This window comes from Roseateles agri, from assembly GCF_034043675.1.
Lineage (GTDB): Bacteria > Pseudomonadota > Gammaproteobacteria > Burkholderiales > Burkholderiaceae_C > KK5.
In genome coordinates, this window is the sequence record NZ_JAXCLA010000003.1 from 614,105 (window position 1) to 636,046 (window position 21,942).

Sequence of the window (21,942 nt, forward strand, 5' to 3'; positions counted from 1 at the left end):
GTTGCTCCACGGCTTGGGTTGGAGCAGCACCGATGGCGAAGAACGGCAAGGACAAGGGCGACAAGGGCGACAAGAAGCTCGGCAAGTCCGAATACCTCGAACGGCTGGCGCCGATGCAGCTGGAGCTGAACGGCATGGCGCGCTGGCTGCAGCACGCCGGCAAGCGGCTGGTGGTCGTCGTCGAGGGCCGCGACACGGCCGGCAAGGGCGGCACGATCTCGGCGATCAGCGAGACCCTGAACCCGCGCCAATGCCGCACCGTGGCCCTGGGCACGCCCAGCGACTACGAGAAGGGCTGCTGGTATTTCCAGCGCTATGTCGCCCACCTGCCCACGGCGGGCCAGATCGCGCTGTTCGATCGCAGCTGGTACAACCGCGCCGGCGTCGAGGCGGTGATGGGCTTCTGCACGCCCGAGCAGACGGACGATTTCCTGAAGCAGGTGCCGGTGTTCGAGAAGATGCTGGTGGACGACGGCATCCTGCTGTTCAAGTACTGGCTGACCGTCGACCAGGACAAGCAGGAAGAGCGCTTCCAGGACCGCCTGTCCGTTCCGCTCAAGCGCTGGAAGCTCTCGCCGATCGACCTGGAGGCCCGCCGCCTCTACAAGGAATACGGCAAGGCCCGCGACCGCATGCTGGAGGCCACGCACAAGAAGCACGCGCCCTGGACCTTGGTGGATTTCAACGACCAGCGCCTGGGCCGGCTGACCTTGATCCGCGATCTGCTGGACCGTCTGCCCGATGTCGGCGTGCCGGAATCGACGCTGCAGTTCCCGCCGCTGGACAAGGCGCCGCAACGCGAGCGCTTCGGCGGCAAGCTGAGGCCGATCCCGCCGATCTGAACCCGGATAATCGGGGGATGAACTCTCATGCGTTCCCCCCTCTCCAGAACGACACCTTCCTGCGCGCCTGCCTGCGCCAGCCGACCGACTACACGCCCGTCTGGCTGATGCGCCAGGCCGGTCGCTACCTGCCCGAGTACCGCGAGACGCGGGCCAAGGCCGGCAGCTTCATGGGCCTGGCGACGAACACCGACTACGCCACCGAGGTCACGCTGCAGCCGCTGGAGCGCTACCCGCTGGACGCGGCCATCCTGTTCAGCGACATCCTGACCGTGCCCGACGCGATGGGCCTGGGCCTGTCCTTCGCGATCGGCGAGGGACCGAAGTTCGAAAAGGTCGTGCGCGACGAGGCGGCGGTCGCCAAGCTCGAGGTGCCCGACATGGACAAGCTGCGCTACGTGTTCGACGCCGTCACCTCGATCCGCCGTGCGCTGAACGGCCGCGTGCCGCTGATCGGTTTCTCCGGCAGCCCCTGGACGCTGGCCTGCTACATGGTCGAGGGGGGCGGCTCCGACGACTACCGCCAGGTCAAGAGCCTGATGTACGCGCGGCCCGACCTGATGCACCGCATCCTCGCCGTCAACGCCGACGCGGTGGCGCAGTACCTGAACGCGCAGATCGAAGCCGGTGCGCAAGCGGCCATGATCTTCGACTCCTGGGGCGGCGTGCTGGCCGACGGCATGTTCCAGCGCTTCTCGCTGGCCTATTCGCGCCGCGTGCTGGCGCAGCTCAAGACCGAGCACGAAGGCCGGCGCATCCCGCGCATCCTGTTCACCAAGGGCGGAGGCCTGTGGCTGGACGAGATCGCTGCGTCGGGTGCCGAGGTCGTCGGCCTGGACTGGACGATGAACCTCGGCCAGGCGCGCGAGCGCGTCGGCCAGAAGGTCGCGCTGCAGGGCAATATCGATCCGAACGTGCTGTTCGCGCCGCCGGACGCGGTGCGCGAGCAGGTGCGCGCGGTGCTGGACAGCTTCGGCCCGCACCCCGGCCACGTGTTCAACCTGGGCCACGGCATCAGCCAGTACACGCCGCCGGAACACGTCAGCGCGCTGGTCGACGAGGTGCACGCGCACTCGCGTCGGCTGCGCGCCGCGGTGTGAAGTTCGCACGGCGCTGCGGACTTATCCCCAAAATCCAGGACGCGAGGCGATACGGGGATTGATTGTTGCGCTGCAGCTTCTCGTTTTCCCGATTGAAGCCTAAGTGCTTGATTCATATGGACGCACGGCGGCCGCACCGAAAATGGGCGGCCGGGCGGCAATCAGGGTTTTCGAGCGTGGTGCGCTGCGGCCCGCCGACTTCCTCACAAAGTTATCCACAGAAACTGTGAATAGCCGAGAGGTGCTTTTGAAATCATGGACTTAGCCGGCGATGTTCACCCTCCCTCTCACCTCCGGAACTGAATGAGCGAGGCAGCGACCGGCCTGATCGACACCCGCGTGCGCGTCGCCGTCGACACGCCGCAGCACAGCGGCCTGACGGGCCCGCTTGATTACCTGAGTGAGCGGGCACTCGCTCCAGGCAGTCTCGTGCGGGTGCCGCTGGGCAAGCGCGAACTGCTGGGCATCGTCTGGCCGGGTGAATCGGAGCAGGACACCGACGCGGCCCTGCTGCGTCCCATTCTGGGAATCCTCGACGGCCTGCCGCCGCTGAGCGCGAACTGGTGTGCGCTGGTCGAGTTCGCCGCCCAGTACTACCAGCGCACGGTCGGCGAGCTGGCGCTGTCGGTGTTGCCGCCGCAGCTGCGCGAGTTGGAGCCGTCGCAGCTCCAACTGCGGCTGAAGCGCGTCGCCAAATGGGCCGCCGAGCAGGGGCAGCGCAGCCAGGAAGAAAGCGAGAGCAAGCCCGAACTCAGCGAGGCCCAGGCCGCCGTGCTGGCCGAACTGGATACGCTGCTGCAGGCGCCGGAAACCCCGCCGCCGGTGCTGCTCTACGGCGTCACCGGCAGCGGCAAGACCGAGGTCTATCTGCGTGCCGCCGAACACGCGCTGGCCGCCGGCAAACAGGTGCTGGTGCTGGTGCCCGAGATCAACCTGACGCCGCAGCTGGAGGCCCGCTTCGCCGCGCGCTTCGCCGGCGTTGCCACCGTCTCGCTGCACAGCGGCCTCACGCCGGCGCAGCGCCTGCGCAACTGGCTGGCCGCGCATCTGGGCGAGGCGCGGCTGGTGCTGGGCACGCGGCTGGCGGTGTTCGCCTCGCTGCCGCAGCTGGGGCTCGTCGTCGTCGACGAAGAGCACGACCCGTCCTACAAGCAGCAGGACGGCGCCCGCTACTCGGCGCGCGACCTGGCCGTCTACCGCGCCCGGCTGGAGAAGGTGCCGGTGATCCTGGGCTCGGCCACGCCCTCGCTGGAGAGCTGGCAGCGCGCGGAAGAGGGCAAGTACAAGCGCCTGGCGCTGCCCCAGCGCATCGGCGGCGGCGCGTTGCCGCGCGTGCGCCTGTTCGACATGAAGACCTTGCCGGTGAAGAAGGGCGTGATGACCGCGCTGACCACGCCGCTGCTCGAAGCGCTGCGCCGGCGGCTGGAGCGCGGCGAGCAGAGCCTCGTCTTCCTGAACCGCCGCGGCTACGCGCCGGTGCTGCACTGCGGCGAGTGCAACTGGAAGAGCGACTGCCCGCACTGCAGCGCCTGGCGCGTCTTCCACAAGGGCGACCGTACCTTGCGCTGCCACCACTGCGGCTTCACCGAGCGCGTGCCCTCGGCCTGCCCCAGCTGCGGCAATATGGACATCGCCCCGCTGGGGCGCGGCACCGAGCGGTTGGAAGAACAGCTTGCCGAGGCGCTGCCCGGCGCCCGCGTCGCCCGCATCGATGCCGACTCGACGAAGAACAAGGGCGAGCTGGAAGCGCAGCTCGCCGCCGTCCACGCCGGCGAGGTCGACATCCTCGTCGGCACGCAGATGATCACCAAGGGCCACGATTTCCGCCGCATCACCTTCGTCGCCGCGGTGAACCCGGATGGCGCGCTGTTCAGCAGCGATTTCCGCGCGCCCGAGCGCCTGTTCGCGCTGCTGATGCAGGCGGCAGGCCGCGCCGGGCGCGATGCCGAGCAGGCGGCCCGCAGCGAGATGTGGGTTCAGACCTGGCACCCGGAGCACGCGCTCTACAAGTCGCTGACCACGCACGACTACGAGGCCTTTGCCGCGCAGCAGCTGGCCGAGCGCGAATCGGCCGGCCTGCCGCCCTACGCGCACCTGGCGCTCGTGCGGGCCGAGGCCCGCAGCGTCGAGGCGGCCAAGGCCTTTCTCGATGCCGCCGCCGCCTGGGCCAAGCAGCTGCCCGACGCGCGCCAGGGCGTGCTGATCTACCCGCCGGTGCCGATGGCCGTCGCCCGCGTGGCCAATGTCGAGCGCATGCAGATGCTGGTCGAGTCCTCGAGCCGTGGTGCGTTGCAGCGCCTGCTGTGGCAATGGCTGCCCGAGCTCGGCGCGCTGAAGCGCGAACATCGCGGGCTGATGCGCTGGGCCGTCGACGTCGATCCGCTGGCGATCTGAAACCATTCCGGATAGATTCCGGGCTCCAATAGCTAGGTGCCTGATGGACGATGACCTGAAGAAGGACGAGTGGCTGCGCCGCGTGCTGGGTGTCGAGGCACGGCGCCCGTCCTCCGTGCTGCCTCCCGTGATGCGCAAGCCCGTGCGCGCCGTGCCGCTGAACACCAGCCTGCCGCACCCGGCGGGCGCCATCCAGATCCCGCTGGGCCGACCGCGCTCGGGTGCAGCGATCGCGCCGGCGGCCAAGCCGGTCGCCTTCGTCGCGCCCAGCGGCAAGAAGATCAGCGTGGCCAAGCTGCCGGGCGGTGCGGTCAGCTACACGGCGCCCCCGCCTCCGGTCAAGGAAGTGACCTTCTCGGGCGGCGGCGGCAAGGGCGTCGCGCTGCCCGGCGCGGTGAAGGCGCTGGAAGACAGCGGTGTGCTGAAGGACGCCAGGAAGATCGCCGGCGCCTCGGTCGGCTCGATGACCGCCGCGCTGGTGGCGGCCGGCATCACCTCCGAAGAATTCACCCGCATCGGCAACGACGACGAGACGACCGCACGCATCGTCGAAGGCACCGGCGGCACCAAGCTCGGCCTGCTGGTGCGGGCGATGAAGAACATCGGCAGCCCGCTGACCGGCGGCGGCCTGGAGGACATCGTGCGCGATGTGCTCGACGAAACGCTGCGCAAGCGCATCGTCGAGTACATGGACGCCTGCGGCCAGCGCGGCGAGGCGCCGGACCCGACCGCCGTCGCCATCGTCAAGCGCCTGGCCAGCAACAAGAGCGGCCCGACCTTCGGGGACCTGCGCCAGCTCTCGCGCGTGATCCCGGCGATCAAGGAAGTGGTGATCACCGGCACCTACATCAAGGAGTTCGAGACCAACGACAAGGGCAAGCTGAGCGCCGTCGAGGGCAGCGGCCAGGGCGGCCAGCTCTACGTCTTCGATGCCGATTCCGAGCCCGATCTCGAGGTGGCGATCGCCGTGCACGCCTCGGCCTCGTTCCCGGCGGCCTTCAAGCCGGTGGACATCAAGCTGGCCAACGGCCGGACCGTGCGCTTCATCGACGGCGGCGTGATGAACAACACGCCGACCTCGTCCACCCTGGGCCAGGACGAGCGCGACCTCGATCCGGTGCCATCGGGCCGCGGCGTCACCTTCGTGTTCGAGGACAAGGCCGGCGTTGCCGACGACCTGCTGGCCGGCAAGGTCAAGCCCGAGGTGGGCCGCATGGCGCGGCTGATCGACTGGTTCGTCGGCTCCGAGCACATCGCCGCCGAGTATGCGAAGAACCGCGACCTGGCGGACAAGCCGGAGGAACTGGTCGTCGTGCCGTTGCAGATCACCTTGCCGCCGAAGAAGCCCGGCGGGAAGGAGCGCGAGGTCGACATGCGCGGCGGCACCCTGGAATTCAACCTGCCGATGGAGGCCAAGCTGGCCCTGCAGCAGGCCACCGAGCAGGCCACGCAGACGCAGATCGAGCGCGAGAAGCAGGACCGCTCGCGCTCCTTCAGCTGCGAGTCGCAGATGCTCTGCTGCATCCCGATGGATGAGTTGCAGACCCTACAGTCCAACGACTACGAGGGCGCCGCCGCTGCCGTCGTCTTCCGCGAGCGCGTGGCCGAGATGATCGCCAAGCTGCTCGATGCGGTGCGCCAGCCCGCCGCCAAGGCCGATCCGGCCTCGCTGCTGAATGACCCGATGGCCACCGGCCTGCTCAACGAGCTGGACCGCCTGGCCGGCGCGGATGCCGACTACCAGGCCTTCGTCGCGCGGGAGCTGAACAAGCAGCAGGCGCTGGACGCTTTCCTGTCCGCTGCGCGCCAGGGCGGCCGCAGCAGCCCGGCGCTGGCCGCCACCTATGCGGTCAGCGACATGCTGAAGGTCCGCGCCCATGCCGACGCGCTGCTGAAGGAACTCGTCTATCCGCAGATGAAGTACCAGAACAAGGGCGGCAGCGGTATCGAGACCCTGCAGGCGATGGAGCAGAAGCTGCGCGCGGCCAAGACGGTGAAGGCGCTGAACGCCGCGATCGACATGGGCGTCAAGCACTTCAAGAGCAAGTCCGACCGCAGCATCCCGAAGCGCGGCCACAAGAAATTCGCCGCCGCGCTCGCGCAGCGGAAGATGAAATAAATCCCGAAAGGTAGAACGACCATGTTCAAGAGCACGCAAGACCTGTACGCCGACCTCGCCAAGGCCCTGGGTGTCGATGCGCTGTCGCCCGACGCGCAGGGCAGCCTGCAGCTCAGCGTCGGCGAGAACTCGACCGTGATCCTGTTCGCCGAGGACGAGCAGAGCGTGATGCTGGTCTCTCCCGTGATGGCCCTGCCCACGCAGATCGACTACGGCCGCGTGCTGTGGCTGCTGCGCCGCAACTTCTACGACAGCCCGCTGGCGCCGTTCCGCATCGGCTGCGACACGGCCGGCAGCCTCGTCATCTGGGGCCGCGTGCCGGTAGCGGGCTTGAGCGGCAGCGAGCTGGCGGGCCTGATCGACGCCGTCGCCACTGAGGCCGACAAGATCCGCGAGGAAGTCGAGATCGACGACGGCGATGACGACGCGGCCTGACTAGCTGGCTGACACCCCCGCGCACAAACTTTTTCCGCGCGGAAACACCTGTCCTGACCGCTGGCCGGCGCGATGCTGCAGACTTCGCGGCATGGATGGTCTGCCGCTCTCCTGCTGCCTCTCCCGCCGCCGGGTCCTGCTCGGCGCCGCGGCCGGTGTCATCGCCCGGCCGGGCTTTGCACGCACCGCGTCGCTCACACCCGATGAACGCGCCGTCCACGCGCTGAACCGCCTCGCCTTCGGCCCACGGCCGGCCGATGCCGCCGCGATCCAGGCCCAGGGCCCGGAGCGCTGGCTGCAGGACTTCATCGACGCGCAGTTGGCGCCCGAGCGCATCGCGCTGCCCGAACGGCTCACGCAGCGCCTGGCCGCGCTCGACACCTTGCCGCTGACGGCCGACGAGCTGATGGCCCGCTACCGCGAGGGGCAGCGGCTCGCGCGCGAAGCGAAGCGCGAAGGGGCAGTCGTTGGCGATGCGCGCCGCGAGCTGGTGCAGCCCATCGCGCAGCAGGCCCGCGCACAACGCCTGCTGCGCGCCATCGACAGCCCGGCCCAGCTGCAGGAGCTGCTGGTGGACTTCTGGTTCAACCACTTCAACGTGTTCGCCGGCAAGGGTGCGGTGGCCGTGCTGGTGGGCGACTACGAGCTGCGCGCGATCCGCCCGCACGTGCTCGGCTCCTTCCGCGCGATGCTGGGCGCCAGTGCCAAGCACCCGGCGATGCTGATCTACCTGGACAACGCGCAGAGCGTCGGCGGCCCGGCCGCCCGCGCCGGCCGCGGCCTCAACGAGAACTACGCCCGCGAGCTGATGGAGCTGCACACGCTCGGCGTCGACGGCGGCTATGCGCAGCGCGACGTCACCGAACTCGCCCGCATGCTGACTGGCTGGACCAGCGGCCCCGATGCGGAATTCCGCTTCGAGCCGCGCCGCCACGATGCCGGCACCAAGCAGTGGCTCGGCCGCAAGATCGCTCCCGCCGGCCAGGCCGAGGGCGAGCAGGCGCTGGACGTTCTTGCCGCGCATCCCGCCACCGCTCGCCACATCGCCGGCCAACTGGCCCAGGCCTTCGTCGCCGACGAGCCGCCGCTGGCGCTGGTGCAGCGCATGGCCGAGCGCTTCCTCGCCACGCAGAGCCGGCCCGACCAGCTCGGCCAGGTGATGCGCACGATGATCACTTCCGACGAGTTCTGGCGCCGCGAGACCTGGGGTGCCAAGTTCAAGACGCCTTACCAGTACCTGCTGTCCTCTCTGCGCGCCGTCGATGCGCCGCTACCCGAGGACATGCAGCCGCTGCTCGGCGCGCTGGCCCAGGCCGGCATGCCGCTGTACGGCGCGCAGACGCCCGACGGCTACAAGAACACCGCCGCGGCCTGGATGAATGCCGAGGCGCTGGCGCAGCGCATCCAGCTGGCGCAGACCTTGAACCAGCGGCTGCGCCGCAGCGGCCTCGGCGCGGATCCCGGCGCGCTGCTGGCCACGCTGGGTCCCGCGATCAGCGCGGGCACGCGCGAGACCGTCGCCGCCGAACCCGTGGCCCTGCAGCTCGCGCTGCTGCTGGGCAGCCCCGACTTCATGCATCGATGAGGAAGATCGCCATGCAACGCAGACAGGTCCTTGCCGCGGGCGCCGCCTGGTCGCTCTGGTCAACGGCCCGCGCCGATCCGGAGCTGGCCCGGCGCAAGCTCGTCGTCATCCTGCTGCGCGGCGCGGTCGATGGCCTCTCGGTCGTCGTGCCCTATGGCGAGCGCAACTACGCTGCCTCGCGCGGCAGCATCGCGCTGGCCGCGCCGGGCGCGGACGACGGCGTCATCAAGCTCGACAGCAACTTCGGCCTGCATCCGTCGCTGGCCCCGCTGAAGCCCTGGTGGGACCGCGGCGCACTCGGCTTCGTCCACGCCAGCGGCTCGCCGGACCCGACCCGCTCGCACTTCGACGCGCAGGACTACATGGAATCCGGCACGCCCGGCCGCAAGAGCACGCCCGATGGCTGGATGAACCGCCTGCTCGCCGGCCTGCCCGGCCCCGCCGCGCCCACCCGCGCGATCAATATGGGCGCCACGCCGCCGCGCATCTTCGCCGGCAGCGCTGGCGTGGCGAGCCTGGGCGTCGGCCCCAAGGCGCTCGCCAACCAGGCCATCGACGACCCGCACCTGCAGGCCGCCTTCGCCAAGCTCTACGGTGGCGTGGACCCGCTGTCGCGCAGCTACCAGGACGCCACCGAGGGCCGCGGCGAGATCAAGCGCAGCATGATGATGGCGCCCGGCACCGCGTCGGACACCGGCGACCAGGGCGCTCCCTCGGCCCGCAGCTTCGCCGCCGACGCGCGGCGCCTGGGCACCCTGATCCGCAAGGATCCGCACACCCAGCTCGCCTTCACCTCGGTCGGCGGCTGGGACACGCACGTCAATCAGGGCGGCGCCAAGGGCCAGCTCGCGAACCGGCTGGCCAGCCTCGGCGAAGGCCTGGACGCGCTGGCCGGCGGCCTCGGCGACTCTATGCAGGACACGGTGATCGTCGTCATGAGCGAGTTCGGCCGCACCCTGCGGCAGAACGGCACCGGCGGCACCGACCACGGCCGCGGCAACGTGATGTGGCTGCTGGGCGGCCCGGTGGCCGGCGGCCGGATGATCGGCGAATGGCCGGGGCTGGACGACGCGGCGCTGGTGGACGGGCGCGACCTGGCTGTGGTGAGCGATTTCAGGCAAGTCCTGACCCCCATCCTGCGTCGCCACCTCGGCGCCGACGATGCGCTGCTCGACCGCGTCTTCCCTCGGGCGCCGTCTTCGGGCCTTGCGGCGGCCGGATTGAAGGGAATTCTGCGCACCTGAGCGCCGTCGCCTAACGGCTTTGTTCGACTGACTGCCGATAATCGAAATCTCGCAGTCCGAACGAAGCAATGACGATCGACATGAGAAGAGTGCTCGGCGCCTTTCCCGGTGCCTTGATCGCCGCGCTGCTGGTGCTCGCGGCGAGTTCTGGCCCTGCCACCGCCGCCGAGGAAGAGGTGCCCCTGCTGCGCCTCGTCACCACCCATTTCCCGCCCTTCGAGATCGAGCAGGGCGCGGACGCACCGGGGCCGCTGGTGCGCCAGGCCTCCGCCGTCGCCGCGCAGGCCGGCTTCGCGCTGCAGGTCGAGTTCGTGCCCTGGCCGCGCGCGCAGTTGCTGGCCTCTTCGCGGCAGGATCCGGCGCTGATCCTGCCCCTGGTCCGCGCGCCGGAGCGCGAGGCGCGCTATCTGTGGATCGGCAAGCTGTCCTGCCGCTACATGGGCTTCGTCGCGCTGCGCGAGCGGATGAGCCGCTTCGACGAGGAGACCTTGGCGGGCACGCGGATGGCGGTGCTGCGCGCCGCGCCCTATCGCGCGGACAACATGAAGACCGCGACCGTGCACGAGGCCATCTCGTTCGAGGAGGTGGCCAAGCTGCTGGAACGCGGCATCGTCGATCTCGCCTACGGCAACCAGGAGACCATCGCCCTGAGCCTGAAGGCGCGCGGCATCGATCACACGCAGCTGGCGATGTCCAAGCCGCTGGAGAGCGACCCGCTGTGGCTCGCCGCCTCGCTGGGTACGCCGACCGCCACCGTCGAGGCGCTGCGGCAGGGCGTGCGGGTGCTGCAGAAGGACGGCACCCTGGACCGCATGGCCGACCACGCGCGGCTGCCGCGCGCCAGCTGCAGCACCGGCTGAACGACTGACTGGCCGGATGACCGGCCGACCGGTCGTCCGTCCGGACACTGTCCGCGGACAGTGTTTCGCCGCCGCGCTGCCGCGCAAGTGATTGATTCGTAACGCTTCGCCTCGACGACGACGGCGGGCACGCTCATTGCGAACAGGAGGAGGAAACAACCCATCCGTCCTCCTCAATGATCCGAGACACTTCCGCCCAGGATCGCGTGATCCAAGCCGCGCCGGGCCGCCGCCGCCAGGTCGTGATCGCCGTCGGCGCCCTGGCCCTGCTGGCACTGGGCGTGCTGGCCTGGCCGCAATTGCAGCGCCTGGGCTCCGGTACGGCCGGCACCTCGGTCAGCGAGTCGCGGCTGACGATCTCTGCCGTCGAGCGCGGCGCCTTCGTGCGCGACATCGCCGGCGAGGGCAAGGTCGTCGCCGCCAACGCGCCGACGCTCTACGCCTCCAACGGCGGCGCCGTGACCCTGCTGGTCCATGCCGGCGACAAGGTCGCCCGCGGCCAGGTGCTGGCCCGCATCGACAGCCCCGATCTCGCCAACCGCCTCGCGCAGGAGCGCAGCAACGCCGACAGCATGCGCGCCGACGTGCTGCGCGCCCAGGTCGATGCGCGCCAGCAGAGCGCGCAGCTGCAGAGCGAGTACGAGAACGCGTCGATCGACCTGAAGACCGCGCAGAACGACCTCGACCGCCAGACCCAGGCCTTCAAGGCCGGTGCTGCCGCCAGCATGCAGGTGGACCACGCCCGCGACACGCTGGAGAAGGCACGCGTGACGCTCACGCACGCCGCCGCCGGCCGCGGCATGAAGGAAGACGCGCTGAAGTTCGACGTGCAGGCCAAGCAGGCCGCGCTGGCGCGCCAGGAGCTGCTGGTGAAGGACCTGCAGCGCCAGGTCGGCGAGCTGGAGGTGCGCTCGCCGGCGGACGGCCAGGTCGGCCAGCTGCTGGTGGCCGAGCGCGCCACCGTGGCCAAGGACGCGCAGCTGCTGACGGTGATCGACCTGTCCGCGCTGGAAGTGCAGATGCAGGTGGCCGAGAGCTTCGCGCGCGACCTCGCGATCGGCATGCCTGGCGACATCAGCGGCGGCGGCCAGAACTGGAAGGGCAGCATCAGCACCGTCTCGCCCGAGGTGGTCAACGGCGAGGTGGCAGCCCGGCTGCGCTTCGACGGCGCCCAGCCCGAGCAGCTGCGCCAGAACCAGCGCCTCAGCGTGCGCGTGCTGCTGGACAAGCGCGACAACGTGACCTTCCTGCGCCGCGGCAGCTTCGCCGATGAGAACGGCGGCACGGCGGTCTACCTGTTGCGCGACGACGGCACCGCCGAGCGCGTGCCGGTGCGCCTGGGCGCCCGCAGCCTCGACAAGGTCGAGGTTCTGGACGGCCTGAAGCCCGGCGACCGCGTCGTCATCTCCGGCGGCGATGCCTTCGGCAGCGCCCCGCGCGTGACCATCAGCCATTGAACGAACCCGACCCCTCAAGGAGAACCAGATGCTGAACATGACCGGCCTGTCCAAGGTCTACCGCACCGAGATGGTCGAGACCTATGCGCTGCGCAATTTCGACCTGCAGGTGAAGGAGGGCGAGTTCGTCGCCGTCACCGGTCCTTCGGGTTCGGGCAAGACCACCTTCCTGACCATCGCCGGGTTGCTGGAGGCCTTCAGCGGCGGCAGCTACCTGCTGGACGGCGTGGACGTCAGCGGGATGAACGACACGCAGCGCTCGCGCATCCGCAACGAGAAGATCGGCTTCATCTTCCAGGCCTTCAACCTGATCCCGGACCTGAACGTGCTGGACAACATCGAGGTGCCGCTGCGCTACCGCGGCATGGCCGGTGCCGAGCGCAAGAAGCGCGCGGCCGATGCGCTGGCCCGCGTGGGCCTCTCGGCACGCCAGAAGCACTACCCGGCGGAACTGTCCGGCGGCCAGCAGCAGCGTGTCGCGATCGCCCGCGCGCTGGCCGGCAGCCCGCGCCTGCTGCTGGCCGACGAGCCGACCGGCAACCTCGACAGCTCGATGGCCCGCAGCGTGATGGACCTGCTGGAGGAACTGCACCGCGACGGCGCCACCATCGTGATGGTCACGCACGACCCGCAGCTGGCCGCCCGCTCGCAGCGCAACGTCCACGTGATCGACGGCCAGGTCGTCGATATCGCGGCCGAGCTGCGCATGGATCCGGCGCTGGTCAGGGGCTGATCGATGCCGATGCGATTGAGCATGGCGTTCGTCGCGGTGGCCCTCGCGCTGCCGGCGGCGAGCCGGGCCGAGGACCTGCTGCAGGTCTACGCCGAGGCCCGCGCGAAAGACCCGACCCTGGCCGCCGCCGACGCCGCCCGCGGCGTGCAGCGCGAGGTGGCCGTGCAGGCGCGGGCGCCGCTGCTGCCGCAGTGGTCGGCGGGCGCGTCCGAGACCCACGAGACCGGCCCGGAAGGCGGGCGGCTGCACCAGTTCGACAGCAGCATCAGCCAGGTGCTGCTGGACCTGTCGAAGCTGCGCGGCTGGCAGTCCGAGCGCACGCTGGTGTCCGCGCAGGACGCCGCCGTGCAGGCGGCCGAGCAGGACCTCTGCGCCCGGGTCGCCAGTGCCTACTTCGGCCTGCTGTCCGCGCAGGCGACCCTGCGCACGACGCAGCAGAACGAGGAGGCCTTCGAGCAGCAGGTGCAGCAGGCGCAGGCGCGCTTCGATGCGGGCCTGTCGGCCCAGGTCGATGTGGACCAGGCCAAGGCCTACTACCAGCTCTCGCGCGGCGCCACCGTGCAGGCGCGGCAGGCGGTGTCCGATGCGCAGCAGGCACTGGCGCAGATCACCGGCCGCGAGCCCGGCACGCTGCAACCGCTGGTGGCCGAGCTGCCGCCGCTGCCGCCGGAGCCGGCCGACGCACAGGCCTGGGTGACGCAGTCGCTGCGCAACAACCCGCAGATCCTCGTGCAGGACCTGACCTTGAAGTCCAGCGAGCAGCGCATCGCCGCCGCACGCGCCGGCCACCTGCCGACCCTGAGCCTCGGCGTCGACAGCCTGAACCAGCGCGGCGCCGGCATCGCGCCGAGCGACAACGGCCGCACGATCACGCAGCTGGGCCTGCGGCTGAACATCCCGATCTTCGCCGGCGGCGCCGTCGAGTCGCAGACGCGCCAGGCGGTCTACCAGCGCGAGGCGCAGCGCGACCAGCTCGAGATCGTGCAGCGCAGCTGGGTGCGCGAGACGCAGGCGCAGTACCAGTCGGTGGTCTCCGGCATCGCGCTGATGCAGAGCGCGCGCGACGCCGTCGCGGCGAGCGACCGGATGCTGGCCTCCACCCGCGCCGGCCAGCCGCTGGGCACGCGCACGATGACCGACCTGCTGCTTGCCATCCAGACCCAGGCCTCGGCGCAGAACGCCTTCGAGCAGGCGCGCCACGGCTACGTGCTGGCCAAGCTGCTGCTGCAGCGCGCGGCCGGCAACCTGAACGAATCCGAACTGGCGGCCGTCAACCGGCTGCTGGTCTCGGCCAACAAGGAGGAGTGACCATGCTCGCCTACTACCTCGAACTGGGCTTCCGCAGCCTCAAATCCGCGCGTGCGCTGACGGTGCTCGTGCTGCTGTCGATTGCGATGGGCGTCGCGGCCTGCATGACGACCCTGACGGTGTTCCACGTGCTGTCCGGCGATCCGATCCCGAGCAAGAGCAAGCGGCTCTTCAATGTGCAGCTCGATGCCCAGAAGATGCGCGACTACGTGCCGAACGGCGAGCCCGACCTGCAGCTCACCCGCTTCGACGCCGAGACCCTGTTGCGCGACAAGCGCGGCGTGCGCCAGGTGTTCATGCACGGTGCCAACAGCTCCATCGATCCGGCGGCCTCCGGCAAGCCGGACGTGCAGCCGTTCTTCGCCAGCTCCCGCTTTACCAGCGCGGATTTCTTCCCGGTGTTCGAGGTGCCCTTCCTCTACGGCGGCGGCTGGACCGCCACCGAGGACGACGCCCGGGCCCGCGTCGCCGTGATCAGCCGTGAGCTGAACGAGCGCCTGTTCGACGGTGCCGACTCGCGCGGCAAGACGGTGCGCGTGCGCGACAAGGACTTCACCATCGTCGGCGTCCTGAACGACTGGCGGCCCGCACCTCACTATTTCGACATGACGCTGGGCACCTACGCCAAGCCGGCCCAGGTCTACCTGCCGGTCGAAACGGCGCTGGAGCTGAAGTTCGGCCACAGCGGCAATATGGATTGCTGGGACGACACGCCCGGCGGCGATGTGATGGCCGTGACCGCGCCCTGCTCGTGGGCGCAGTACTGGGTGGAGCTGGACACGCCGCAGCAGGCCGCGGCCTACCTCGACTACCTGAACCAGTACAGCGCCGCGCAGAAGCAGGCGGGGCGTTTCGAGCGCCCGCCCAACGCCCGCTTGCGGCCGGTGATGGAGTGGCTCTTGGTGCGCAAGGCCGTGCCGAGCGACATCGAGCTCCAGGTCTGGCTGGCCTTCGGCTTCCTGGCCGTATGCCTGACCAACGCCGTGGGCCTGTTGCTGGCCAAGTGCCTGCGCCGCTCCGGCGAGATCGGCGTGCGCCGCGCGCTGGGCGCTTCGCGCAGCGCGATCTTCTGCCAGTTCCTGGTCGAGGCCGGCAGCCTGGGCCTGGCCGGCGGCGCGCTGGGCCTGCTGCTGACGCTCGCCGGCCTGTGGGCCGTGCGCCAGAACGGCAGCTCCTACGCCGCGCTGGCGCAGCTCGACTGGGCCATGTTCAGCACGACCTTCGCGCTCGCCGTCGGCGCCAGCCTGATCGCCGGCCTGCTGCCCGCCTGGCGCGCCTGCCAGATCACCCCCGCTCTCCAGTTGAAGGTGCAGTGACCATGGACATCCTCCCGATCCTCTCCACGCTGAAGCGCCACAAGACCGCGGCCGGCTTGATCGTGCTGCAGATCGCGCTGACCTGCGCGATCGTCTGCAACGCGCTGTTCCTGATCAGCGAGCGCATCGAAAAGATTGGCGCGCCCAGCTACATGCCCGACAACGAGCTGATCGTGCTGGGCGTCTCCGGCATGAAGCGCGTGGAGAACCCGGAGCCGCAGACCCAGGCCGACCTGGCCGCCCTGCGCGCCGTCCCCGGCGTGGCCAGCGTCACCGTCACCAACCAGATGCCCTTCGGCGGCAGCTCCAATAACAGCGGCGTGCGGATCGACCCGGACCCGAACGCCCGCGCGGTGGTGGTGTCGTCCGACTACCAGCCGAGCCCGCAGTGGCTGGAGACCTTCGGCCTGAAGCTCAAGGAGGGCCGTGACTTCACGCCGCAGGAGTACCAGCCGGCCAGCGTCGTCGACACGCAGGACGACCCGAACGTGCCCTCCGTGATCCTCAACGCCGACCTGGCCGAGCGCCTGTTCCCCGGCCAATCGGCGCTGGGCAAGGCGGTCTACATCTATGGCAAGCGGCCGCAGCGGGTCGTCGGCGTGCTGGAGCACATGGTGACGCCGAACCCCGGTGCCGGTGAGCGGCAGCGCTACGCGATGGTGCTGCCCATCCAGCCGAGCTACCGCGACGGCAACTACCTGATCCGCGTCACCGATCCGGCGCGGCGCGAGGCCGTACTGAAGGCGGCCTCGGCGGCGCTCGCCTCCGCCAGCCCGGGGGCCAAGCGCATCCTGCGCGACCAGCAACTGATGACCGACCTGCGCAGCGACTACTACCGGCAGGACCGCACGATGGTCTGGCTGCTCGGCGGCGTCTGCGTCGGCCTGCTGGTCGTCACCGCCTTCGGCATCGTCGGCCTGGCCAGCTTTTGGGTGCAGCAGCGCACGCGCATGATCGGCACCCGCCGCGCACTGGGCGCCACGCGGGGTCAGATCCTGCGCTACTTCCAGACCGAGAACTTCATGCTCTCCACCCTGGGTATCGTGCTGGGCATGGCGGCCGCCTATGGCATCAGCGCCGCGCTGATGCGCCAGTACGAGCTGCCGCGCCTGCCGCTGATGTACCTGCCGATCGGCGCGCTGATCCTGTGGGCGCTGGGGCAGATCGCCGTGTGGGGCCCGGCACGCCGGGCGGCGGCGCTGCCGCCGGTGGCGGCATTGCGAAGCTGATAATCCGCCGCAATGCGGACGGTCCTGATCATTGACGACAACCCGGGAGTAGGCGAGGCGCTATCGCTCTTGCTCTCGCTGCGCGACATCCGGCCGCTCTACGCGGCAACGCCCGACGAAGGCCTCGCGCTGCTGGCGCGGGAGCCCTCGATCGGCGTCGTGATCCAGGACATGAACTTCACGGCCGACACCACCTCGGGCGAGGAGGGCGTCGCGCTGTTCCGTGCGATCCGGGCCTTGTCGCCGGATCTGCCGGTGATCCTCTTGACGGCCTGGACGCGGCTGGAGGCGGCGGTGGAACTGGTCAAGGCTGGCGCGGCTGACTACCTCGCCAAGCCCTGGGACGACGTGAAGCTGCTGGCTACCGTCGAGAACCTTCTGGAGCTGGCCGAGGCCAGCCGCGAGGTGGGGCGCCAGCGCCGCCAGCAGCGCACGCGCCGTGCTGCTCTTGAAGAGCGCTACGAGCTGGGCGGCCTGGTGTTCGAATCCGAGGCGATGCTTCGAAGCCTGGAGCTGGCCTGCCAGGTGGCGCGTGCGGAACTGCCGGTGCTGGTCACCGGGCCGAACGGCAGCGGCAAGGAGCGGATCGCGGCGATCGTCCATGCAAACTCGGCGGTGAAGGCCGGGCCCTTCGTCGCCGTCAACTGCGGCGCGCTGCCGGCCGAGCTGATCGAGGCCGAGCTGTTCGGCAGCGAGAGCGGTGCCTACACCGGCGCGCAGCGTGCCCGCGAGGGCCGCTTCGAGGCGGCGGACGGCGGCACCCTGTTCCTCGACGAGATCGGCACCTTGCCGCTGCCGGGCCAGGTGAAGCTGTTGCGCGTGCTGGAGACCGGCCGCTTCGAGCGCCTGGGATCCAGCCGCACGCGGCAGTCGAAAGTGCGGGTGATCAGCGCCACCAATGCGGACCTGAAGGCGATGGTGCGTGCCGGCAGCTTCCGCGAAGACCTGTTCTACCGCCTCAACGTGATCGAGATCGCCCTGGCGCCGCTGGCCGAGCGGCCGGACGACGTGCTGGCGCTGGCCGAGCATTTCCTGGGCGATGGTGCGACGCTGTCCGAGTCCGCGCGCGAAGCGCTGCTGGCCTACCGCTGGCCGGGCAATGTGCGCGAGCTGAAGAACGTGATCGCCCGCGCGGCGCTGCTCGCCGCGGACGGCCAGCCGATCACGGCGGAGCTGCTGGGCCTGCCGGTCGACCTGGCCGCGCAGCGCAACCTGGACGAGCCCAGCCGCGAGGCGGTGCAGGCGGCGTTGGCCGGCGCCGGCGGCGTCGTCAGCCGCGCGGCGCAGGCGCTGGGCCTGTCGCGCCAGGCCCTGTACCGGCGCATGGAGCGCTATGGGCTCTCTTAGGGCGCGGCTGTTCTGGCTGCTGATGGCCAGCGCCGTCGTGCCGCTGGCCTGCTACCTGGGTCTCACGATCTGGCCGTTGCCGGAACTGCTGCACTGGCTGGACTGGCCGCTGCCTCCGGCCCTGGCCGCCGCCGGCATCACCCTGCTGCTGACGACGCCGCTGCTGCTGCTGCTGCTGAGCCAGAACCTGTTCGTGCCGCTGGCGCGCCTGCTGCGCGCGCTGGAAGGCGCGGTGCTGAGCTACCGCGACGGCGACTACAGCCTGACCATCGTTTCCGACGGCGGCGTGGATGAGCTCGGCGAGCTGCTGCGCCTGCACAACGAGCTGGGGCATTCGCTGCGCGAGCAGCGTCAGCATCTGGCCCAGCGCGAGCTGTTGCTGGACACCGTGGTGCAGAACACGCCGGTCGCGCTGATCCTCACCGACGCGCAGGAGATCGTCACCATCGCCAACATCGCCGCGCGCCAGTTGATCGACGAGGGCCGCAGCCTGGTCGGCGCCGATTTCGACGTCTTGCGGGAGCAGTTGCCCGAGGCGATGCGCCAGGCGCTGACGAGCAGCGAGGACTGCCTGTTCAGCCTCACCTTGCATGGCGTCGACGAGACCTTCCACCTCTCGCAGCGCGACTTCCGCCTGCAGGGCCGGCCGCACCGGCTGCGCCTGATCCGCCGTATGACGCGCGAGCTGTCGCGCCAGGAGGTGGCGACCTGGAAGCGCGTGCTGCGCGTGATCAGCCACGAGCTGAACAACTCGCTGGCGCCGATCTCCTCGCTCGCCCACAGCGGCGCGGAACTGGCGCGCCGCGGTCGCGACGAGGACCGCGAGCGCCTGCCCGGCGTGTTCGCCAGCATCGGCGCGCGCGCCTCGCACCTGCACGGCTTTCTCGACGGCTACGCCTCCTTCGCCAAGCTGCCGGCGCCGCAGCTGCAGGAGGTGCAATGGCCGGCCTTCCTCGAAGGGCTGGCCGGGCACTGCAGCTTCCGCCGCATCGGCGATCTGCCCGGCCCGGCGCGCTTCGACACCACGCAGATCGAGCAGTTGCTGATCAATCTGGTCAAGAACGCCCACGAGGCCGGCGGCGATCCGGACGAGGTGACGCTCGCCCTGTCCACCCTCGGCCGCGAGCTGCGCATCGAGGTCGCCGACCGCGGCCCTGGCATGAGCGAGGCCGTGCTGGCGCAGGCGCTGCTGCCGTTCTATTCGACCAAGCGCGCCGGTACCGGCCTCGGCCTGGCCCTGGCCCGCGAGATCGCAGAGGCACACGGCGGCCGCATCGCGCTGGCCAATCGCAGCGAGGGCGGGCTGCGCGTCACCTTGACGCTGCCCGCTTAGGCGATGTTCAGTCCGCGGGACGCGGCAGCGGGACGCGCGGATCGCCGAGATAGGTCCTGAGCCATTGGCTCATCTCCCACTGCACGTGGCCAACGGACTCGCGCGCCGTGTATCCATGGCCCTCGTAGGGCAGCGAGATGTAGCGGGTCGTGCCCCCGGTGCCGGCCAGCGCCTGGAACATGCGCTCGCTCTGCACGGGCCAGGTGCCGCTGTTGTTGTCCTGCTCGCCGTGGATCAGTAGCAGCGGCTCCTTGATCTGCGGTGCGTACAGGAACGGTGACAGGCGCAGGTAGACGTCGCGCGCTTCCCAGAGGTTGCGGCGCTCGGCCTGGAAGCCGAAGGGCGTCAAGGTGCGGTTGTAGGCGCCGCTGCGTGCGATGCCAGCCTTGAACAGGTCGGTGTGGGCCAGCAGGTTGGCGGTCATGAAGGCGCCGTAGCTGTGGCCGCCGACGGCCAGGCGCCGCGTGTCGACCATGCCCAGGTCGTCGGCCTTCTCGATGATCGCGCGGGCATTGGCGGTGACCTGCTCGATGAAGCTGTCGTTGACGGTCTTGGGGTCGCCGACGATGGGCATCGTCGCGTCGCTGAGCACGATGAAGCCGTCCATCAGCAGGTTCAGCGGCGACAGGCCGACGAAGACATTGAAGCGGTTCGGCGAGCCGCTGACCTGGCCGGCGGTGGCGTCGTCGGCGAACTCGACCGGGTAGGCCCAGATCAGCGCGGGGCGGCGCTCGCCGTCCTTCAAATCGGGCGGCAGCCACAGCCAGAAGCTCATGTCCACGCCGTCGCCGCGCTTGAAGCTGACCAGTTCGCGGCGGATCTTGCGCAGCTGCGGGGTCGGGTCTTTCGCGCGGGTCAGCAGGCTGCTGCCGGTGCCGTCGCGCAGCACCAGGTTGGGCGGCTCGGTCGGACTTTCGCGCTGCGTGATCAGGCGGCCGCCTTCCAGCGGCAGCAGCGGCAGCTCGTACTGGTTTTCGGCCGACTGGAAGACCCGCGTGACGCTCAGGTCCTTCAGCGAGAAGCGATCGAGGAAGGGCCGCTCGCCGCGCGGCGTGGCGCCGGGGCCGGCCAGCAGCAGCTCGCCGTGGCCGGAGATCACCACGCTGCGGCCGTTGCCTGGCAGGTTGCGCATCAGCGGCGTGCCAGGGAAGCGGTATTTCTCGCGCAGCGAATGGTCGAACAGCGGGCGGCTCTGCGTGCCGGCCAGCGGCAGCAGGTAGGTGCGCGTCCAGGCGCGGCTGCGGTCGATCTCGGTCAGCAGCGCGTTCTGGCCGTCGTCCAGGAACAGCAGCTTGGAGAAGCGGTGCGGCATGCGCTGCACTTCCTGCGCCTCGCTCGTGTAAGGCGGGTCCAGCTTCATCACGCGGTCGCGGTAGGCGATCGGGCGCGCGGGGTTGCCGCCATCCAGCGCCTCGACCCAGTAGAGCGCCGCGTCGCCGAAGGGCGAGCCCTGCACCGCGCGCGGGCCGGTGATGACGGCGTCCACCGCCATGTTCTGGCGCAGCGGCACGCGCGCGATCTCGCGCACCAGCTTGCCGTCGCGCGAACGCAGCTCGACGATGCGCGGGAACTCGTCCCAGGGCAGGGCATAGCTGAACGGGCGGGCCAGGCGCTCGGTCAGCAGGAACTGGGAGTTAGGGCCGCCGGAGCCGTCGCCGACGACGCTGACGCTGGTGAACAGCGCCGGCGCGCCGAGGTCGTGCGCCAGGCCCGTGTTGACGTCGACGACGGTCAGTGTGGAGCGTGCGTGGTATTCGAACAGCGCCTCGTCGTGGGGGCTTTTCAGCAGGTCGGCGAAGGTGCGCTCGGGCGAGACCTTGCCGAGGCTTTCCTGCACGGCGGGGCCGATCGGCCCGCGCGGCGCGGTGGGCGGGGTGCCCCGGCGGTCGGGCACGGTGGTGACGATCACTTCGCGTGCGTTGAGCCAGGCCGGTTCGGTCTGCAGCAGCACCGTGTCCAGCTTCACGAAGGCGGCGGGTCGCATCCGGCCGGTGGCGCTGTCGCCGATCCACAGCTCGCTGGCCTGGTCGAGCCGGCGCTGCAGCAGGAAGTGCTGGCCGTCGGGCGACCAGCTGAAGTCGTGGAACAGGCTGCCGGGGGCCGCGGGCAGCTCGACGTTGCGCTCCGGCGCATCGGGATTGAGCAGGTTGCGCAGGCGCAGCTTCAGGATCGGCGCGGCCGGCAGCGCGCAGGCGCAGCCGGTCTCGAAGCGCAGGCCGGCCAGGTGCAGCGTAGGCCGGGCCAGCTCCTCGATCGTCGCGAAGCGGCGGCGCTCGATCGTCGCCAGGGTCTGGCGGTCCGGTGAGATCGACCAGCGCGGCAGCGCCGGCGCATCCAGCAGCTCGCGCACGGCCGGCGAGGGCTGCTGGTAGGCCAGCGGCGCCTGGGCCTGTGCCGGAGCGAGCGGCATGGCCAACATCAGGGCCAGCAGCAGGTGCGGGAGGCGGCGGATGGTCGTTTGTGTCACGGGCGACACGATAACTGCAGATCTCGACGGTGCCCAGGACGGCGACGCCCGCCCCCCGCTCGCGGGGGGCGGACCGCCCAAGCGTGAAATCGGAGCGTGCAGCTGCACACGTTTCCCCCGCATTTATGGGGCGGGGCCAGGGGCGGGCACGGCGACTTCCCCCTAGGATTCGT

At 70.3% G+C, this 21,942-nt stretch carries 16 protein-coding genes; 15 read left to right on the forward strand and 1 reads right to left on the reverse strand.

Translation table 11 applies throughout. The features are described 5' to 3' along the window. Nucleotides 1–32 precede the first annotated feature (32 nt). The 15 genes from ppk2 (at nt 33) to SNE35_RS11110 (ending at nt 19,302) form a co-directional block, all read left to right on the forward strand. A complete protein-coding gene (ppk2, locus tag SNE35_RS11040; RefSeq protein WP_320422951.1) occupies nt 33–842 on the forward strand; it encodes a polyphosphate kinase 2 in 810 nt (269 codons plus the stop codon). Between the two features lie 17 nt (nt 843–859). Then, on the forward strand, nt 860–1,942 hold the full coding sequence (gene hemE / locus SNE35_RS11045; RefSeq protein ID WP_320422952.1) for a uroporphyrinogen decarboxylase: 1,083 nt from the start codon (nt 860–862) through the stop codon (nt 1,940–1,942). Nucleotides 1,943–2,245: 303 nt separating this feature from the next. Next, a complete protein-coding gene (locus SNE35_RS11050) occupies nt 2,246–4,336 on the forward strand; it encodes a primosomal protein N' (protein WP_320422953.1) in 2,091 nt (696 codons plus the stop codon). 43 nt (nt 4,337–4,379) lie between these two features. After that, nucleotides 4,380–6,455, forward strand: a complete 2,076-nt coding sequence (locus tag SNE35_RS11055) for a patatin-like phospholipase family protein (protein WP_320422954.1) — start codon at nt 4,380–4,382, stop codon at nt 6,453–6,455. A gap of 21 nt (nt 6,456–6,476) precedes the next feature. Next, a complete protein-coding gene (locus SNE35_RS11060; RefSeq protein WP_320422955.1) occupies nt 6,477–6,890 on the forward strand; it encodes a type III secretion system chaperone in 414 nt (137 codons plus the stop codon). A 91-nt stretch (nt 6,891–6,981) separates the two neighbouring features. Then, on the forward strand, nt 6,982–8,475 hold the full coding sequence (locus tag SNE35_RS11065) for a DUF1800 domain-containing protein (RefSeq protein ID WP_320422956.1): 1,494 nt from the start codon (nt 6,982–6,984) through the stop codon (nt 8,473–8,475). An 11-nt stretch (nt 8,476–8,486) separates the two neighbouring features. Continuing rightward, the gene (locus tag SNE35_RS11070) at nt 8,487–9,719 is read left to right on the forward strand and encodes a DUF1501 domain-containing protein (RefSeq protein WP_320422957.1); all 1,233 of its coding nucleotides are present in this window, start codon (nt 8,487–8,489) and stop codon (nt 9,717–9,719) included. An 80-nt stretch (nt 9,720–9,799) separates the two neighbouring features. Beyond that, a complete protein-coding gene (locus SNE35_RS11075; protein ID WP_320422958.1) occupies nt 9,800–10,579 on the forward strand; it encodes a substrate-binding periplasmic protein in 780 nt (259 codons plus the stop codon). A 176-nt stretch (nt 10,580–10,755) separates the two neighbouring features. Beyond that, on the forward strand, nt 10,756–12,036 hold the full coding sequence (locus tag SNE35_RS11080) for an efflux RND transporter periplasmic adaptor subunit (protein WP_320422959.1): 1,281 nt from the start codon (nt 10,756–10,758) through the stop codon (nt 12,034–12,036). A gap of 28 nt (nt 12,037–12,064) precedes the next feature. Continuing rightward, nucleotides 12,065–12,769: an ABC transporter ATP-binding protein gene (locus tag SNE35_RS11085; RefSeq protein WP_320422960.1), complete on the forward strand. Its 705-nt coding sequence runs from the start codon at nt 12,065–12,067 to the stop codon at nt 12,767–12,769. Nucleotides 12,770–12,772: 3 nt separating this feature from the next. Then, nucleotides 12,773–14,077 (forward strand): TolC family outer membrane protein, encoded by a 1,305-nt coding sequence (locus tag SNE35_RS11090; protein ID WP_320422961.1) that lies wholly within the window; start codon nt 12,773–12,775, stop codon nt 14,075–14,077. 2 nt (nt 14,078–14,079) lie between these two features. After that, the gene (locus SNE35_RS11095; protein WP_320422962.1) at nt 14,080–15,393 is read left to right on the forward strand and encodes an ABC transporter permease; all 1,314 of its coding nucleotides are present in this window, start codon (nt 14,080–14,082) and stop codon (nt 15,391–15,393) included. Between the two features lie 2 nt (nt 15,394–15,395). After that, on the forward strand, nt 15,396–16,622 hold the full coding sequence (locus SNE35_RS11100) for an ABC transporter permease (RefSeq protein ID WP_320422963.1): 1,227 nt from the start codon (nt 15,396–15,398) through the stop codon (nt 16,620–16,622). A gap of 12 nt (nt 16,623–16,634) precedes the next feature. Beyond that, nucleotides 16,635–17,969, forward strand: a complete 1,335-nt coding sequence (locus SNE35_RS11105) for a sigma-54-dependent transcriptional regulator (protein WP_320422964.1) — start codon at nt 16,635–16,637, stop codon at nt 17,967–17,969. Next, nucleotides 17,956–19,302, forward strand: a complete 1,347-nt coding sequence (locus tag SNE35_RS11110) for a sensor histidine kinase (RefSeq protein WP_320422965.1) — start codon at nt 17,956–17,958, stop codon at nt 19,300–19,302. Before SNE35_RS11105 ends, SNE35_RS11110 begins: the two co-directional genes overlap by 14 nt. 7 nt (nt 19,303–19,309) lie before the next feature. Here SNE35_RS11110 and SNE35_RS11115 read toward each other — a convergent pair whose 3' ends face one another. Further along, on the reverse strand, nt 19,310–21,769 hold the full coding sequence (locus tag SNE35_RS11115) for an alpha/beta hydrolase family protein (protein WP_320422966.1): 2,460 nt from the start codon (nt 21,767–21,769) through the stop codon (nt 19,310–19,312). Between the last annotated feature and the right edge of the window lie 173 nt (nt 21,770–21,942).

Coding starts and splice junctions, on each gene's coding strand:
- ppk2 (WP_320422951.1), top strand. CDS start 33: ATGGCGAAGAACGGCAAGGACAAGGGCGACAAGGGCGACAAGAAGCTC.
- hemE (WP_320422952.1), top strand. CDS start 860: ATGAACTCTCATGCGTTCCCCCCTCTCCAGAACGACACCTTCCTGCGC.
- SNE35_RS11050 (WP_320422953.1), top strand. CDS start 2,246: ATGAGCGAGGCAGCGACCGGCCTGATCGACACCCGCGTGCGCGTCGCC.
- SNE35_RS11055 (WP_320422954.1), top strand. CDS start 4,380: ATGGACGATGACCTGAAGAAGGACGAGTGGCTGCGCCGCGTGCTGGGT.
- SNE35_RS11060 (WP_320422955.1), top strand. CDS start 6,477: ATGTTCAAGAGCACGCAAGACCTGTACGCCGACCTCGCCAAGGCCCTG.
- SNE35_RS11065 (WP_320422956.1), top strand. CDS start 6,982: ATGGATGGTCTGCCGCTCTCCTGCTGCCTCTCCCGCCGCCGGGTCCTG.
- SNE35_RS11070 (WP_320422957.1), top strand. CDS start 8,487: ATGCAACGCAGACAGGTCCTTGCCGCGGGCGCCGCCTGGTCGCTCTGG.
- SNE35_RS11075 (WP_320422958.1), top strand. CDS start 9,800: ATGAGAAGAGTGCTCGGCGCCTTTCCCGGTGCCTTGATCGCCGCGCTG.
- SNE35_RS11080 (WP_320422959.1), top strand. CDS start 10,756: ATGATCCGAGACACTTCCGCCCAGGATCGCGTGATCCAAGCCGCGCCG.
- SNE35_RS11085 (WP_320422960.1), top strand. CDS start 12,065: ATGCTGAACATGACCGGCCTGTCCAAGGTCTACCGCACCGAGATGGTC.
- SNE35_RS11090 (WP_320422961.1), top strand. CDS start 12,773: ATGCCGATGCGATTGAGCATGGCGTTCGTCGCGGTGGCCCTCGCGCTG.
- SNE35_RS11095 (WP_320422962.1), top strand. CDS start 14,080: ATGCTCGCCTACTACCTCGAACTGGGCTTCCGCAGCCTCAAATCCGCG.
- SNE35_RS11100 (WP_320422963.1), top strand. CDS start 15,396: ATGGACATCCTCCCGATCCTCTCCACGCTGAAGCGCCACAAGACCGCG.
- SNE35_RS11105 (WP_320422964.1), top strand. CDS start 16,635: ATGCGGACGGTCCTGATCATTGACGACAACCCGGGAGTAGGCGAGGCG.
- SNE35_RS11110 (WP_320422965.1), top strand. CDS start 17,956: ATGGGCTCTCTTAGGGCGCGGCTGTTCTGGCTGCTGATGGCCAGCGCC.